11 protein-coding genes are annotated in these 14,602 nt (G+C 40.9%); 9 read left to right on the top strand and 2 right to left on the bottom strand.

Translation table 11 applies throughout. From position 1 onward, the window contains the following. Nucleotides 1-96 precede the first annotated feature (96 nt). Genes pssA through PZB74_RS20310 form a run of 5 tightly spaced genes read left to right on the top strand, consistent with a single transcriptional unit; the run spans nucleotide 97 to nucleotide 6,587 of the window. On the top strand, nucleotides 97-798 hold the full coding sequence (gene pssA, locus PZB74_RS20330) for a CDP-diacylglycerol--serine O-phosphatidyltransferase (protein ID WP_302239059.1): 702 nt from the start codon (nucleotides 97-99) through the stop codon (nucleotides 796-798). 46 nt (nucleotides 799-844) lie between these two features. Next, on the top strand, nucleotides 845-1,096 hold the full coding sequence (purS, locus tag PZB74_RS20325) for a phosphoribosylformylglycinamidine synthase subunit PurS (protein WP_302239058.1): 252 nt from the start codon (nucleotides 845-847) through the stop codon (nucleotides 1,094-1,096). A 58-nt stretch (nucleotides 1,097-1,154) separates the two neighbouring features. After that, on the top strand, nucleotides 1,155-4,583 hold the full coding sequence (porU, locus tag PZB74_RS20320) for a type IX secretion system sortase PorU (RefSeq protein ID WP_302239057.1): 3,429 nt from the start codon (nucleotides 1,155-1,157) through the stop codon (nucleotides 4,581-4,583). A gap of 31 nt (nucleotides 4,584-4,614) precedes the next feature. Then, nucleotides 4,615-5,805: a type IX secretion system outer membrane channel protein PorV gene (porV, locus tag PZB74_RS20315; RefSeq protein ID WP_302239056.1), complete on the top strand. Its 1,191-nt coding sequence runs from the start codon at nucleotides 4,615-4,617 to the stop codon at nucleotides 5,803-5,805. Nucleotides 5,806-5,834: 29 nt separating this feature from the next. After that, complete coding sequence (locus PZB74_RS20310; RefSeq protein WP_302239054.1) at nucleotides 5,835-6,587, top strand: YebC/PmpR family DNA-binding transcriptional regulator; 753 nt, start codon at nucleotides 5,835-5,837, stop codon at nucleotides 6,585-6,587. 13 nt (nucleotides 6,588-6,600) lie between these two features. On the opposite strand, the gene PZB74_RS20305 is transcribed toward PZB74_RS20310, so the two are convergent. Both PZB74_RS20305 and miaA read right to left on the bottom strand, forming a co-directional pair. Next, the gene (locus PZB74_RS20305; protein ID WP_302239053.1) at nucleotides 6,601-8,184 is read right to left on the bottom strand and encodes an NFACT RNA binding domain-containing protein; all 1,584 of its coding nucleotides are present in this window, start codon (nucleotides 8,182-8,184) and stop codon (nucleotides 6,601-6,603) included. After that, nucleotides 8,177-9,121 (bottom strand): tRNA (adenosine(37)-N6)-dimethylallyltransferase MiaA, encoded by a 945-nt coding sequence (miaA, locus tag PZB74_RS20300; RefSeq protein WP_302239051.1) that lies wholly within the window; start codon nucleotides 9,119-9,121, stop codon nucleotides 8,177-8,179. Before miaA ends, PZB74_RS20305 begins: the two co-directional genes overlap by 8 nt. 69 nt (nucleotides 9,122-9,190) lie before the next feature. On the opposite strand from miaA, the gene PZB74_RS20295 reads away from it, so the two are divergent. From PZB74_RS20295 to PZB74_RS20280, 4 genes are read left to right on the top strand one after another with little or no spacing between them, the layout of a single operon-like run. After that, nucleotides 9,191-13,189 carry a PAS domain S-box protein gene (locus PZB74_RS20295; RefSeq protein WP_302239050.1) on the top strand — a complete coding sequence of 1,333 codons (3,999 nt, stop codon included), beginning with the start codon at nucleotides 9,191-9,193 and terminating at the stop codon, nucleotides 13,187-13,189. Beyond that, the gene (locus PZB74_RS20290) at nucleotides 13,182-13,559 is read left to right on the top strand and encodes a response regulator (protein ID WP_302239048.1); all 378 of its coding nucleotides are present in this window, start codon (nucleotides 13,182-13,184) and stop codon (nucleotides 13,557-13,559) included. Before PZB74_RS20295 ends, PZB74_RS20290 begins: the two co-directional genes overlap by 8 nt. Continuing rightward, nucleotides 13,559-13,843 carry a hypothetical protein gene (locus tag PZB74_RS20285; RefSeq protein WP_302239047.1) on the top strand — a complete coding sequence of 95 codons (285 nt, stop codon included), beginning with the start codon at nucleotides 13,559-13,561 and terminating at the stop codon, nucleotides 13,841-13,843. Before PZB74_RS20290 ends, PZB74_RS20285 begins: the two co-directional genes overlap by 1 nt. After that, nucleotides 13,840-14,601, top strand: coding sequence for an MBL fold metallo-hydrolase (locus PZB74_RS20280; protein ID WP_302239046.1), 762 nt, complete (start codon nucleotides 13,840-13,842; stop codon nucleotides 14,599-14,601). The genes PZB74_RS20285 and PZB74_RS20280 overlap by 4 nt, the downstream gene beginning before the upstream one ends. Nucleotide 14,602 lies beyond the last annotated feature (1 nt).

The raw sequence follows: 14,602 nt of genomic DNA, 5'->3' as shown, positions 1-14,602 counted from the left end.
TATGTGAAATAATATACAAATTTGTAACTATCAAAAATCCTCTCTTAAAAGAGCCTGGAATTTTTTAATGTAAAAATGAATCTCTCTAATAATTCTATGGTAAAACATATCCCCAATTTTTTAACAATTTGTAATCTTCTTAGTGGCTGTGTAGGAATAGTGATGGTATCGGAAGGAAGGCTGGAAGTGGGGGCGTACCTGATCTGGGTGGCTGCTATTTTTGATTTTTTTGATGGAATGAGCGCTCGTGCTCTTAAAGCGTACTCCAAAATAGGAGGAGAGCTGGACTCTCTGGCCGATATGGTAAGCTTTGGCGTTTTGCCCTCATATATCGTGTACTCACTATTGGAAGTTGCTTTACCCGCAGACCTAAGTGTACTGGCTTATCTGGCTTTCTCTATAGCGGCTTTTTCTGCTCTGCGACTAGCTATTTTTAATGTGGATACTCGTCAGACGAGTAGCTTTATTGGATTGCCTACACCTGCCAGTGCGCTGTTAATCAGTGCTTTACCGCTAAGTCATTACACCTTGGTAGACCAGATGGTAGGGAGTTATCTTTTTCTGATTATCCTTGTCATGGTAGACTCATACCTGCTCGTAGCGGAAGTAGAGCTTATGGCATTTAAGTTTGATGGCTTTGGTTGGCAAAAGAATAAGCTGAAATATAGTTTTATGCTTGTTTCTCTGCTTTTGGTGCTGGTGCTCAACATTATTGCTATTCCTTTGGTGATTGTTTTGTACATACTTTTATCAATTTTTAAAAATTCATGGCAAAGCAGCCCCGGTAAGTCATCTTGATTGTTATTTTTGCAGCCACAAATAATTATCTAATCTACAAGAGCATATGAATTTTATTGCCAAGATCAATATCATGCCTAAAAAGGAAATTTTGGATCCTCAGGGTAAAGCGGTACGCTTGGGACTGGAAAATCTGGGACTTAGCCAAATACATGATGTACGGATCGGTAAGCACATCACCATGGAGGTAGAAGCGGAAAATGAGCAGAAAGCTTCAGAAAAAGTAGAACTGGCCTGCCAGAAACTCCTGGCTAATGTGATTATGGAAAATTATGAGTTTGAGGTAGAAAAAGCCTGATCTCCTAATAATAAAGGGCTGATTTTTGCGTAGCTTAATCAAATATGCATGTGCTTTAATGCGTCAGCCCTGTTTGCTCCTATATATCATTCTACTGTGCTGGATCTCAGCTAGTACTACAGTTGTTGCCCAACAATCTTCTGTCTTATCCTCTGGCGAATGGTATCAGTTTGCTATCTCCAAAGATGGCGTTTACAAAATAGATGGCTCCCAGTTACAAGCATTAGGAATAAACTTATCTCAGATTAAGCCCTCAAGCGTAGGGGTATTTGGTTTTGGAGGAGGTATGCTAGCTCAAAGTCTGTCAGAACCTCGCTTTCATGATTTGCCTGAGTGTGCCGTATATCCCGTAGGCCTGGAAGATGATAGTTTTGATGAGGAAGACTATCTTCTATTTTACGCCCAGGGACCAGATAAAGCTACTTTCTCTCAGGCAGAAGATGGAGAGTACGTACTTAACTATGAGAAAAATCTCTATGCTGATAGTGCCTATTACTATTTTACACCTACTGAAGGCAATCTGCTCAAAATTGAATCCGCCGAAAATGATCATAGCCCTACGGCAACCGAAGTCAGTACCTTTGATAATCACTGGATACATGAGGCAGACCTTTACAATATTTTAAGCCCCGGTTCGGGAAGAGAATGGTACGGAGAAAAACTGTCCTCTGGAGAGAGCCTGAACTTTAATATTACTGACCTTAATCTGGCTACAGAATCTAAAATTAAGTTTACACTAGATGCCTTAAGTCGCTCATTTTCTAATGCTGAGCTTAGGCTAAGTGTAAATGGAACTGAAATTACTACTTTAGAGCTACCCGCTATTATTGATGGTACATATGCTGCGAAAGGTAAGGAGGCTAGTACTAGTACTACAATAAAGGCAAGTGAACTGGCAGGAACCCAAGAGCTACAGCTAAACCTACAGTTGGCAGCTTCATCCGGTTCAGCGCATCTGAACAAGCTACTTATTACCTATCCTGCACAGCTCATATTTAAAGACTCTTTACTGTTTTTTAGAAGCACAGCAAGTACAAAGCAGGCTTATACAAAATTTAGCATACAGTCTGACGTGACTGAAGCCCAGATATGGAAGCTAAATCAAGCGCTTAGGCCTCAGAAAGTTAGTGCTTCTTATGCTGATAGCCGATGGAGCTTTGTAGATGCCAGTCTGAATAGTCTGAACGAATATGTGATTTTTCAGCCAGATAGGCTACCGATGGTAGAATGGCACGGTAGAGTTGAGAATCAGAATCTAAATTTTTCTCAGCCGCCTGAACTGCTAATTATCACTCATGAGTTGTTTAGAGAAGAAGCGGAGCAACTGGCTGAGTTCCGTAGACAACATGATCATTTAAAGGTAGCGGTGGTAAGCACCCAAGAAGTTTATCGGCAGTATGCCTCCGGAAGACAGGATGTATCTGCCATCCGAAATTTTGCGAAAGACTTGTACGATCGGGATAGCAAGACCTTTAAATATTTACTATTGTTTGGTAAATCTTCGTACGACTATAAAAGCCGAATAGACGGTAATACCAATTTTGTTCCTACCTACCAATCCAGAAATTCTATACATCCTATTTACAGCTACCCCTCAGATGATTATTACGGATTTATGGAAGATAGTGAGGGAGAGTGGGAGGAGAGCTATTCTGGTGATCATACTATGGATATTGGAGTAGGTAGGCTCCCGATAAAAACCATAGAGGAAGCCCGGGCGGTAGTTAATAAACTTGTGCATTATGCGAGCAATCCACTGACTTTAGGAGACTGGCGTACAAGAGTAGCTTTTTTAGCAGATGATGGAGACAATGATCGCTATCAGAAGGACAGTGAACTGCTGTCTGAAAAAATTATTGAAGGCTATGAGGGCTATGCTACGCATAAAATTTACCTGGATGCCTACGATCAGGAAACCTTTCCCAATCAGGAGCTGGCTCCGCAGGTGAACCAGGCGGTAGATGACGCAATTATAAACGGTGTGCTTCTTTTCAATTTTGTAGGTCATGGAAATGAGCAGAGATTAACCGATGAAAGTGTGCTTACCATGAGCATGATTTCTCAATGGGACAATCTGGACAGACTACCATTTTTTGTAACAGCAACCTGTGAGTTTGGCCGCCACGATTATCCACAACAATTATCAGGCGCGGAGGCCCTGGTTCTCAACCCGGAGGGCGGAGCAATAGGCTTGGTAACAACAGCACGGCCTGTCTTCTCCAATACGAACTACCTGCTAAATCTGGCATTTTACCAGCACATTTTTGAACGGCCTAATGGACAGCATCAAAGAATTGGGGATATCTTCCGTCAAACAAAAAACGATGCACTAAATGGAAGAGACAACCGAAACTTTTCCCTTTTGGCAGATCCTTCTATGCGTTTAGCCTACCCACAGTTAAACATTGTGGCGGATAGCATACTTTCATTAGATAGTAGAGTGCAGGATACGCTTAAGGCGCTATCTAGATTAACATTATATGGTCATATAGAAGCCCCCCTGACAAACAGCCTGGCTAATGATTTTAACGGAGAGTTGACTTTAGTCTTACATGACAAGCCCTATCTGGTAAGTACCAAGGGTAATGAAGAAACGGTCATGCAATTTAAGGAGACCCAAAACGTTATCCACAGAGGTCGTGCGAGCGTAAAAAATGGTCAATTTGTGATAGATTTTATCATTCCGAAAAATATTACTTATCAGGCAGGTGCTGGTAGCCTGAATATGTATGCTCGCTCTGGCAATAATAACACAGATGCTTTTGGTGGAAAACGAAATATTGTAATTGGTGGTAGCGAGGCTCATGCTTCTATAGACCAAAAGGGACCCGATATTCAGCTCTTTATTGACGATATAAGTTTTGCAAATGGTAATGTGACGGGTAGTACGCCTCTCCTGCTGGCACGATTGTGGGATGAGCAGGGCATAAATTTGAGCCGACAGCAGGCTGGTCATGAGATTAAGGCTGCACTAAGCAGAGAAGGAGAGGAGGATAAACAAATTATACTTAACGATTTTTATATTACTGAAACCGATGAGTATCAAAGTGGGTGGGTTCGCTATCCTTTGGGTTATTTGGAAGATGGAAAATATGTATTAACATTGCAGGCGTGGGATACCCATAACAACAGTAATACGTCTGTTGTTGAGTTTTTTGTTTCAGATTCCGATGCTTTTTCTATTAAAAGTTTTTACAATTATCCGAATCCTGTACACACATCTACTACCTTTGTACTTGATCATAACAGGGCAGGGGAAGATTTACAAGTAGATATGCAGATTCATGACAGCTCAGGCAAAAAAGTGGCTCAACTTAGTAAAACTTTTGAGTCTAGCGATAGTCGTCTCAATCTCTGGGAATGGTTACCGGAAGTTCAAAATGAGTATAGTTTAAGCCGGGGAATCTACCTGGTAAAGATAAATGTGAGGTCGCTTAACGACCATCAAGAAGCTAAAGAAAGCTTAAAAATTATTCTAACTAATTAATTATATTTAACTGTAGTAATACACACTATTCATGTTAAAGATATTCAAATCCACTTTATGTACTGCCCTGATTCTGCTTGCAGGAGTTCATGTATTTGCACAAACCACTCCGGGTGGATATACGATTTTAGGGCAAGATGGTAAGCGCGTTATTACTACTGGTGTTCCTTTCTTATCTATTACGCCAGACTCCCGCTCAGGCGCTATGGGCGATGTGGGGGCGGCTACCTCTCCTGATGCTAACGCAACTTACTGGAATGCTGCCAAGCTGGCTTATATGGACACCGACTTTGGAGTAGCTGGCTCTTTTACGCCCTGGCTTTCTAAAATTGTAAGCGATATGTCGCTCTCTTACCTAACTGGCTACAAAAAAATTAATCAGGATCAGGCACTAGCCCTCTCGCTAACTTATTTTGACCTGGGAGATATTCAGCTTACGAATGAGCAGGGGCAGGAACTTCAACTGGTGAGTCCTCGTGAGTTTTCTTTATCTGGTACTTTCGCCATGAAGCTGGGTGAAAATTTAAGTGCGGGACTAACTGGTAGGTTTATCCATTCTAATCTTTTTGCCGGTACTACTTCGGGCAGCGGTGCTGGTGATGGTAAAGCAGGTATAAGCGCAGCAGCCGACATTAGTGTGTTCTACAACAAAGAAGCTGTGGTAGGTGGCAAGAAGAACAATATCGCTTTTGGTGCCGTAATTTCTAACATTGGTCCCAAGATCACTTATCTGGATGAGGATAACGCGGATTTTCTTCCTACAAACCTTCGTTTAGGAACAGCATTTACTACTAATCTAGATCCATACAATAAGCTTACCTTTGCTTTTGACATCAATAAACTTTTAGTGCCTACACCAGATAGCACCTTAACTTATAAAGAAAAAGGTTTACTACAAGGTATGTTTGGCTCGTTTGGCGATGCGCCAGATGGCTTTAGCGAAGAGCTAAAAGAGATTATGCTTTCCTTTGGTGTAGAGTATTGGTACAACGATCTGTTTGCTGTAAGAACCGGCTATTACCACGAAAACAAGGACAAAGGTAATCGCCGATACATCACCGCTGGTATTGGCTTGCGTTATCAGGTATTTGGAGTAGACTTTGCGTATCTGCTACCACAAGGCGGTGGCGGACAAAACAACCACCCCCTACAGGAAACTTTAAGAGTAACCTTACAATTTAACTTAGACCAGGGACTTCAAGAGTCTGTAACGGAACAGTAAAATTTAGAAAGTAAGAATTAAATTTTAGTATGGCAGGACATAGTAAATGGGCTAACATCAAGCGACGAAAAGGCGCTCAGGATGCTAAGCGCGCTAAGGTCTTTACCAAACTTATTAAAGAAATTACAGTAGCGGCTAAAGAAGCTGGCCCAGACCCCGATGGTAATCCACGCCTCCGCTTGGCTATACAAAATGCGAAAGGGGCCAATATGCCTAAAGACACCATAGAAAGAGCTATAAGCAAAGGTTCTGGGGCTGATGCTGAAGAATATTTTGATATTACCTATGAAGGCTATGCTCCCCATGGGGTAGCTGTATTTGTAGAATGTACTACAGATAACCTAAACCGCACAGTAGCCAGTGTACGTTCTATTTTTACTAAAAACGGTGGTAGTCTGGGTAAAAATGGTTCAGTAGAGTTTTTGTTTGATCGCAAAGGAATCTTCAGCTTTCGTCGTCCCGAACACATTACCGATGAAGATAGCTTTATGCTGGAGCTTATTGATGGAGGAGTAGAAGAAGTAGAGTTTGACAACGAAAATGGCTACGTACAGATAAGTACAGCTATGGAAGATTTTGGCAGCCTCCAGAATAAACTGGAAGAGATGGATATAGAAACGGAAAGTGCTGAGCTTCAAAGAATACCAACAACTACAGTCAGTCTTGATAACGAAGCCTTTTTGAGTGTTATTAAACTTATAGAACTTCTGGAAGACGATGATGATGTAGCTAAGGTTTATCACAACCTTGAAGCTACAGATGAGCAGATGGAGATGGTGTAAGTCACCACTCCAATTAGCCTGGCATTTTTGGTTCTACCATAATTACCTCTTCCTGGCTAACAATCACCTGACCTGCTTGCATATCCTTAGACTTACGCACAAATTTTCTGGGCGTAACGATAACAGGACAAAGGCTGTCTGTCTTTCTTTTTGAATAGTAAGCCGCTAAAGAAGCCGCCTGTTCCACAACATCTTTAGGAAAGTTTTTTCCGGCCTGGTGCTTGATTAATACATGGGAACCAGGCACATCTTTGGCATGTAGCCATAAATCTTCTTTCCAGCTGTAATTTCTTAGCAGGGTATCGTTGTTTTTAGCATTCTTTCCTACCCAAACCTGATAGCCTCTAATTTCAAAACTGCGGTAAGGTAGCACCTCTTCCCTCTCATTCAGTTCTTCTTCCAGATTATGGTCTTTTGCATACTGGCGAATATCCCTTACATGTTCCAACTTTTCCAGCTTTTCCAGGTGCTCGTAAAGATGAAGTAAGCGATCCTCTTTTAGAGCGATATTAGCTTTCAGTTTTTCCAGTTCTATCTTCTGGTTTTTGGCTTTACGATACAGCGCCTCTGCATTTTTTTGCGGACTGACGTTTTGTTTGAGCTTAATCTCAATGGGCTGATTAGTATAAAAGTTGTTGAACACAACTTTTCTGCTGTTGGGAGGAATCTGATGCATATTTGCCATAATTATGTCAGCAATCTGGCTATACTGTGCGCCTTCTTCCAATTCATTCAGTTTGGTATCGTTTTTCTGAATATAGTTTTCGGTTTGGGTAATCTGCTTGCCTAACTTTTTAAGTAGAGTATTCTTCTCCTGTAGCAGGTGAAAATCCCGAATGTACTTTAAAAAAAAGTGGTTAATTGCCTGAATGGGCTCCTGAAAGCTCTGCTCAATCTCTCCAACAGCTAGCAAAGAAAGATGGAAGCTGCCATTGATGAAGGTGGTATATATAGCCTCTGGATTCTTAAGCAAATGTAACATACTTTCCAGCATACGCCATTTTTCTTCTAAAGAGGCATCTTCATAAGCTTGTTGCTCCAGATACTTTACAGGTAGCGGACCCAGTGTAGGATAAAGTTTGTTAGCTTTTCCTTCTTTAACTTCAAAGTTTGCAAAGCTATGTTCAATCTTTAGAGGAAGGACTTCAGGATCTAGATGCTCGTCTTTAATTAACTGATGCTTAAAAATAGATAACACTTCTTTGCCTTGTAGCAGAATAACATTTGCCCGATTACCGTGCATTTTAAATACAAGCTGATAAGTCTGATTGGGCTCTTCTACACTTTGTAACATAAGTGAAAAGCTACGGTCGTTAGGTGTTTGCCTAACTTCTACCACTTGTGTGTCTAATATCTGCGAAAAAAGATCAACACTGTTTCTTTTACTGCGATGAAAATTTTCTGGAAAGTGCAAGCAGGAGAACTGACTTTCCAGGAGTGCTTTAATATAGAACTCATGGTGAGGAGGGTGTGGGTCAGTTAGCCCGATAATCAACTCATCTTTATTCTGGCTAAAGCAGGTAGCTACAATCCAGCCATTCAGTTGTTTCTCAAGCTGCTTGCTTAAAAGTCTAAAAAAATAGTAATTATTATGCACGTATCTCTAATCTAGCTTTCAAATATTGTTTAATTGATTTCAGCGATTGCTTTTCATTTTTGCTCAGATCAAACCACTCTACATCATGATCTCTTCTGAACCAGGTGAGCTGTCTTTTGGCAAATCTACGGGTATTTCTCTTAATTAAACGAATAGCTTCATCCTTATCGTACTCTCCTCGCAGGTAAGGAAAAATCTCCTGATAGCCTACAGTCTGCAATGCGTTATGGTTTTCGTAGGCTTGCAAGGCCTTTGCTTCATCAAACAAACCTTCTTTTACCATTTGGTCTACTCTCAGATTAATGCGGGCGTAGAGCTCTTCCCTTTCACGCGCTAACCCAATTTTGATAATATTAAATGGCCTTTTTTCCTTAACTTCAGACTGGTTTATAAAAGAAGAATAAGGTTTTTTGGTAGTATAATATACTTCCAGTGCACGTATTACTCTACGGGGGTTCTGCAGGTCAGCCTCCTGATAGTAATGTGGGTCTACCATTTTTAGCTCCTCTGCTAAACTTACAAGACCTTCCTGCTCAAGCTTTTGCTGAAGCTCCTGACGTATATGCTCAGGTGTATCTGGCATCTCATCAATGCCTTCGCAAAGAGTCTTCACGTATAAGCCAGAACCTCCTGTAGCTATGGCATAAGGTTTTTTTTCAAAAATATGGGCAATAGCCTGTAGCGCATCACGTTCAAACTGCTTAACATCATAATTATCTCTAACCGATAAAAAATCTACCAGATGATGCGGAACCCCAGCCTGCTCTTCGTGCGTTGGCTTAGCAGTGCCAATAGTCATTTCCTGATAAAACTGGCGAGAGTCAGTAGACACAATTTCGGTGTCTAGCCACTGTGCCAGGGCAATAGAGGTGCTGGTTTTGCCAACAGCAGTAGCTCCCAGAAGAATGATAAGGCTTGGTGTATTATTTGTACTCATCTTAGCAATAGAGATAAGTCTTTGACAAATGATGCGTTAATAGATAAATTAGGCATTTATTTTTTGAGTATGAATGGCAATTCTAATCAAGAGGAACGAGAGTATAAAATCATATCTACTTTTTTACTAAAGCATGGACACCTTCCTTTATGTGTTTGCACTATAGATTACCACGCCCAGGGTTGGGAATTGATAGATCAGGAAAGTAACATTATCTGGAATAACTATACCAAAGATAGTGTAGATTCTGCTATTGATAAGCTTTTACTACCTGCCTCCAGGCTGGCAATTCATAATTATCTGGATGAGGCGGTGCAAAAGCAGGCAGATAATATATCACTTAATCTGCATTTCGATTCTCAGAATGAAAGTGCTTCGCAGCATGCCTCTATCTATTTGCTTTCTCAAAAAAAGAATGAGGAAAAAAATATCGTACAAATAGGGATTGTACTGGATGGGCATAATAATACTTCCATCTTCCAGAAATCAACAGTCTCTTTTGATCAGCTGCAAAACTCTTTACGAAGTGCAAACTTACTGGCAGTAAGTGTTGATCCTCAGGGCGAGATCGTCTATACCAATACTGCAATGCAGGAAACCGTGGAAGAAACAGAGGCAGAACTGAAGGGGAATAACCTTTTTGACGAATTTGTGCCGCTTAGAGGAAAAAAGCTGAGTATGCAGGAGTTTTTAAAACTTTCTGCACAAAATGACATTCACGTCAATCTTAAGCGCAGCATCAAAACTAAAAGTGGTAAACTGGTAAAGCTTAATCTGACAAGTATTATTTATCATGAGGCTGAAGGAGAGTTTTCAGGACTTACCATTCTTGCCGAAAATATTTCTGAACAGAAAGAAGTCAAGCGTAAACTTCAGGAGAAGAATAAACTGCTGGCAGAACTATTTAACACTGCTTTTGATCTTATTCTTATTTTTAATGAGGAGGGTGAAATACTGTTTGTGAATAAGGCCTGGCGAAATAAAATGGGCTATAATGATTATGAGATTGCCACCTCCAGATTTAAAGATCATATTCACCCTCATTATCAACAGAATACCCTAGAGCACCTGAGAAAGCTAAAGACTGATAATGCCGGAGGTACATTCAATACAATTTTTGTTAACAATGCTGGTAAAAACGTTTATGTATCTGGTAGTGTAACAGTTAAGAAAGTAGGGCTGGAGCAGGTAGAATATAGGGGGATTTTCCATGACATAAGCGACCAGGTGCGTGCAGAAAAAGCGCAAAACCTTTATAACAGTATCGCTAATCAGACCATTCATAGCCCTGATTTAGAAACACTGTTCTTCAATATTCATCGGGAGCTAAAGCGGGTAGTGCAGGCAGACAACTTTTATATTGCGCTACTTGGTGAAGACCAGAAAATTTCTTTTCCATATTTTATATCCGGTCAGAGAAAAAATATTGACCGTTCCGAGAGCCACAGACAGCAAAAGGATCTGGTAAGGTACGTGATAAAAAGAAACGAGCCCACTTTCTTATACCAACGCGATTTGTATGAGTTGCTGGAAGCAGAAGAAATCAACAGTCTGGGTATTATGCCCCAGGTTTGGCTGGGAGTGCCTCTAAAAATAAAGAAAAGGACAATCGGGCTAATCTCATTACAGCATTTTGAATCTTTTGAAGGACTCACCACCCGCGATCTGGACTTATTGGATTTTGTTTCAGGGCAGGTAGCTTTGGCTATTGAGCGTAAGTTGAACGAGGAGAAACTGAATGAGCAAACCAGCCGTTTAAATGCCATTTTTCAGAGTAGTTCTCACTTGATGTGGTCTATAGACCGATCATTCCGTCTGACTACCTTCAACAAAAACTTTGAGCGCTTTGCTCTGGAGCGCTATGGCATAGCCCCGATGATGGGCGAAATATTTAACCATGCCAGCCCCAAAGCTACCGAAGAATACCTCAACATCTGGAAGAAGCGTTACGAAATGGCCCTGGAAGGTATACCCTCAGAGTATGAGCTTCATCTGGAAAATGAAAATATGCCGCCCAAGTGGTACCAGATATTTATTAACCCTATCTATCGGGAAGATGGAAGTATCCGCGAGGTGTCGGGTATTGCCCATGATGTTTCGGTCAAAAAGGAGTCTGAGCTTCATATGATAGAAAGCGAAGAGAAGTTCAGAAATATATTTGAGTCGTTTCAGGATATTTATTTTCGCTGCCGACTGGATGGTACTATTACCTTGATTAGTCCTTCGGTACATGAACTTACCGACTATGAAACCTACGATGTAGTAGGAAAAAACATTACCAATTACTATCTCTACGATAGCCGAACCAAAAACCTGATCAGGCAACTGGTCAAATACAAGCGGGTCAGAAATTTTGAGGCTTCGGTTATCAAAGCAGATGGAGATTTGCTCCAGTGTATTTGCAATGTGCGCCTGATTTATAATTACTCTCGCAAACCTGTAGAGATAGAGGGAGTGGCCCGCGACATTACCCAGCTCAAAAAAGCGAGTCAGCAGCTACAGCGTGCCAAAGAGGTTGCAGAGCGCTCCCTTAAAGTGAAAGAGGGTTTTCTGGCCAATATGAGCCATGAAATCAGAACACCTATGAACGGGATCGTCAGCATGATTGATTTACTGGCCGATACGCCTTTGGATGCTGAGCAGCAGGATTTTGTGCAGACTATCAAAAAATCTTCAGAATTACTACTGAATATCCTTAACGATATTCTGGACCTCTCCAAAATAGAAGCGGGCAAAATGAAGTTGCACCGCAGTACGGTAGCGCTAAGCTCTATTCCTGAGCGGGTACATGCCTTATTTTCTCAGCAAGCCAGGTCTAAAAATATATCGTTTAACTTTAGTCTGGAAAAAGGTTTGCCCGAACACGTAAAGGTTGACGAAACACGCGTATTGCAAATTGCTTCCAACCTTTCATCTAATGCTATCAAATTTACTGAGCCGGAGGGAGAAGTAAATATTCAGGTAACGAAGGTGAATGACGCTCGCCTGAAAAGCAATAAAGAAATAATGCTAAGAATTACGGTCTCAGATACCGGAATAGGCATTTCTGAAGAAGCGCAGGCGCAGCTTTTTCAGAGCTTCAATCAGGTAGATAGTTCAGTTACTAAAAAATATAAAGGTACGGGTCTGGGGCTGGCAATTTCTAAACAGTTGGCTAATCTTATGGGCGGTGAAGTTGGTTTGGAGTCTAGGAAAGGGGAAGGAAGTAGCTTCTGGTTTACCTTTAAAGCTGTACTGACTGAGGCTCCGGTAGCCCAGCAGCCAGCCAATGAAGAGGCCAGCCAATATCTTGAAGAGCTGCAACCGCATGTATTACTTGTGGATGATAATCTGATCAACAGAAAAGTTTCGGCAAAAATACTGGAGAAAGCCTACTGCCGTGTAACGCTGGCAGATAGCGGAAAGCAGGCGATTAGTTTGGTACAGCAACAGAATTTTGATGTAATCTTTATGGATATACAAATGCCAGAGATGGATGGTATAGCCGCTACCAAAATTATTCGTGAACTGCCTATCACCAATCTGCCGCCTATTATAGCCATGACGGCCTACTCTATGCAGGGAGATAAAGAAAAGTTTATCAATGCCGGAATGGACGATTATGTTTCCAAACCTATACGACCAAAGCTTTTAGTAGAAAAACTGGTAGAAATTTTATTGTCCAGAAGCGAAGAAGACAATTACCAGCATCCATCGGAAGACAGCCCTTCTGCCGAGAAAATTGTCAATTTTGAAGTACTAAAAGAGTTAGAAAAATATGGTGGAAAAGAGATTATTATTGATACTCTGGACGATTTTGAAAAAGAGGCAGCAGCACTTATTAATTCTATCAGAGAATCATTTGAAAAAGCAGATTATGATGATATTTTAAGTAAATTGCACACTTTAAAAGGCAATTCCAGTACCTTGGGTATAGATCGTTTGGCGCAGCTGGTCACGCGCTTAGAGGCTGATCTTAAGCAAGATACCAAAGCTTTAACAACCCATGATCTGGATCGCCTTGATTTATATTTTTCTGAGTTTCAACACAAGTTCAAAAGCTTTTTAAATTCATATACAAATGGCTAATACGAAAAATGTACTAGTAGCTGAAGACAGTTCAGTGATCCAAAACCTGACTAAAAAAGTCCTCCAATTTCAAAACTACGAGATTGATTCTGTCAAAAACGGTGAAGAAGTATTAAAGGCTATTGAGGCAAAGCATTATGACATTATTTTGATGGACATAGGCATGCCCAAAATGGATGGTATGGAATGTAGCAGGCAGGTAAGAGCTCTAGATAATAAAGAGAAGGCTGGTGTGCCCATCGTGGCAATTACCGGTAATGCCAAAAACTATACAGATGAGGATTTTAGCAATGCGGGTATCAACGAATATATTCAGAAACCTATAGATTTTGATCATCTGGTAGATGTAGTAAAAAAATATACGAGTTAATGGCTGGTGTTGAAGTAAAATACACTAAACATTTTTTAAATAAACTGGAAGATTTGTTTGCTGAGTCCGACTACGTATTACGGTACGAGAAAGGCAATTTTAAATCAGGCTACTGTATTCTTAATGAAACTAAGGTTGCAATCATCAACAAGTATTACCCTATGGAAGGCAAAATTAACTGCCTGATGGATATAGTAAAGCTGGTTGATCTGGATATGGAACTGCTCAGCGAAAAGAATAAGAAATTTCTAATAGGTCTACTGGAAACTAATACGGAGGTTTGAGAGTAACTTTTTTGGGCACTGGTACATCGCAGGGTGTGCCAGTTATCAATTGTAATTGTAGCGTTTGTAATTCACTGGATTATCGAGATAAGCGACTCAGGTCATCTATACATATAGAGGCAGAGGGTAAAAGTTTTATCATAGATTCTGGTCCCGACTTCCGACAGCAGGTGCTCGCCAACCAGATTACTACACTGGATGCACTCATCTTTACCCATCAGCACAAAGACCATATAGCTGGTATGGATGATGTGAGGGGATTTAACTTCTCTCAGCAGAAAGATATGCCGGTTTTTGCCTCAGCACAGGTAATTGCCCAGCTAAAGCAGGAGTTTGCCTATGTATTTGCAGCAGACAAGTATCCGGGAGTACCCCGAGTAGTGGTCCATGAAATTGATAATCATGCATTTAAAGCAGAAGGGGTAGAGTTTACTCCTATAGAAGTGATGCATTATAAGTTGCCGGTTTTTGGCTACAGGGTAGGCAGCTTTACCTACATTACCGATGCTAAAACTATAGCCGAAGAAGAAAAAGATAAAATCAGAGGTAGCGAAGTGCTAGTCTTGAATGCCTTACAGCATAAACAGCACATATCGCATCTTAACCTGAAGGAATCTCTGCAACTTATTGAAGAGCTTCAGCCTCGTCAGGCTTTCCTTACGCACATAAGCCATAACCTTGGCGCTTATCAGGACGTAAGTAAGCTGCTTCCATCCCATGTGAGTCTGGCCTATGATGGGTTAAGTATTGAAATTTAAA

It is taken from the genome of Porifericola rhodea (genome assembly GCF_030506305.1).
GTDB lineage: Bacteria > Bacteroidota > Bacteroidia > Cytophagales > Cyclobacteriaceae > Catalinimonas > Catalinimonas rhodea.
The sequence above is the reverse complement of the archived record's forward strand: the minus strand, read 5'-3'. Positions and strand labels throughout refer to the sequence as shown.